The 1,819-nt window shown below is 68.9% G+C and carries 1 pseudogene; it reads left to right on the top strand.

Annotation, left to right across the window (positions count from 1 at the left end):
• Window positions 1-1,819, top strand: a pseudogene (locus QX094_RS34500) (hypothetical protein); the annotation flags it as partial.

Raw genomic sequence — 1,819 nt, 5'->3', positions numbered from 1 at the left:
GCCGACTGCGTCAGCTGTCACGCCAAGGCGGCCTCGGGCGGCTTCACCAGCTGGGGCGGCGCGGCGTTCAAGCACGCGGCGACCGACACCAATTGTGCGACCTGCCACAACGGCAAGACCGCGCAGGGCATGACCACACCGCCGCACATCCCGACCGGGACGCTGCAGTGCTCGAACTGCCACAGCAACACCGCGGCGAGCTTCGCGACCTACACCATGAACCATGCCGCGGTGGCGACGGCGCGCTGCGACAGCTGCCACAACGGCTCCTTCACCGGCCAGGGCACCAAGGGCGCCATGGGCACGGCGTCGTACCCGAACCACGTCGCCACCGGTGGCGCCGACTGCGTCAGCTGTCACAGCAAGGCGGCCAGCGGCGGATATGTGAGCTGGGGCGGCGCGGCGTTCACCCACTCTGCGGCCAACACCAATTGCTCCGCCTGCCACAATGGTTCGAGCGCGAAAGGCCTGACCACCCCGCCGCATATTCCGGTGACGGGCGTGCAGTGCTCAAACTGCCACAGCAACACGGCGGCGAGCTTCGCGACCTACACGATGAGCCATGCTGCCGTGCATGCCACGCGCTGCGACAGCTGTCACAACGGCTCGTATCGCAGCCAGGGCCGCAGAGGTGCGCAGGGGCCGGATCACAGCGCCAAGACGCAGGATTGCGGATGCTGCCACGTGCGCGCCGCCGCCAACTTCTCCACCTGGGACGACGACCCGCAGAAGCCGGCAGCAGGCTGCTCCACGACGGCGCGGTCGGTGGTTCCGGCTCAGGCCCCGGCCGTCAAGGCGGTGACGCCGGCCTCGACCGCCAACCGGACGATGACGGCAGCAACGAATCCCGATGCAGCACCCGGTACGAGCGCCGCACCGGCTGCATCTCAGGCCGCTGCTGCGGCCGGCGCTGCCGCCAAGCCCGCTGCGCCATCCAGTTCGACGCTCCTGTTCAGCAGCAAGCCGCTGGCGAACACGGCTGCGACGTCGACGGCCCCGACAGCGGGGTCCGAAGCAGGGGCCTCCGCCAGTTCGTCCGGTTCCTCCAAGCCCGACAGTTCGGTCAAAGCTGGCGGCGCGACGACGTCCGTGCCGCAACCGTTGAGCACGCCGTCCCGAATGACATCCGCGACATCACCACTCTCGCCGAACGATCCCCGCGGCAGGCTCTTGCCCCCGACCGATACTGGTAGCGACTCGCCGGAAGCAAAGAATGCCGGTCGGCTTCCGTCGCTGCTGCCGACGTTCAATCCAAGGGCAGGACTTGCCGGATCGAGCACCACGGAGGCCGGCTCCAGATTCAATCACATGACGGCGCAAGGGCCATGCGCATCCTGCCATAACGGAATGACCGCGCCTGGCAAGCCGCCGAAGCACGTCGCAACCGCTGCGCCATGTGAGACCTGTCACAAGAGCACGACGACGTTCAGCGGCGCCCGGTTCAGCCATACTGGAACGACGGCGGCCTGCGCGAGCTGTCACACCGGCATGGCCGCGACCGGCAAGCCGCCGAAGCACGTCGCAACCACTGCGCCGTGTGAGACCTGTCACAAGAGCACGACGACGTTCAGCGGCGCCCGGTTCAGCCACACCGGCACGACGGCGGCCTGCGCGAGCTGCCACAACGGCATGGCCGCGACGGGCAAGCCGCAGAAGCACGTCGCGACCAGCGCGCCGTGCGAGACCTGCCACAAGAGCACGACGACGTTCAGCGGCGCCCGGTTCAGCCACACCGGCACGATGGCGGCCTGCGCGAGCTGCCACAACGGCATGGCCGCGACGGGCAAGCCGCAGAAGCACGTCGCGACCAGCGCGCCGT

Source organism: Bradyrhizobium sp. SZCCHNS1050 (assembly GCF_032484785.1).
Taxonomy (GTDB): Bacteria; Pseudomonadota; Alphaproteobacteria; order Rhizobiales; family Xanthobacteraceae; genus Bradyrhizobium.
The sequence above is the reverse complement of the archived record's forward strand: the minus strand, read 5'-3'. Positions and strand labels throughout refer to the sequence as shown.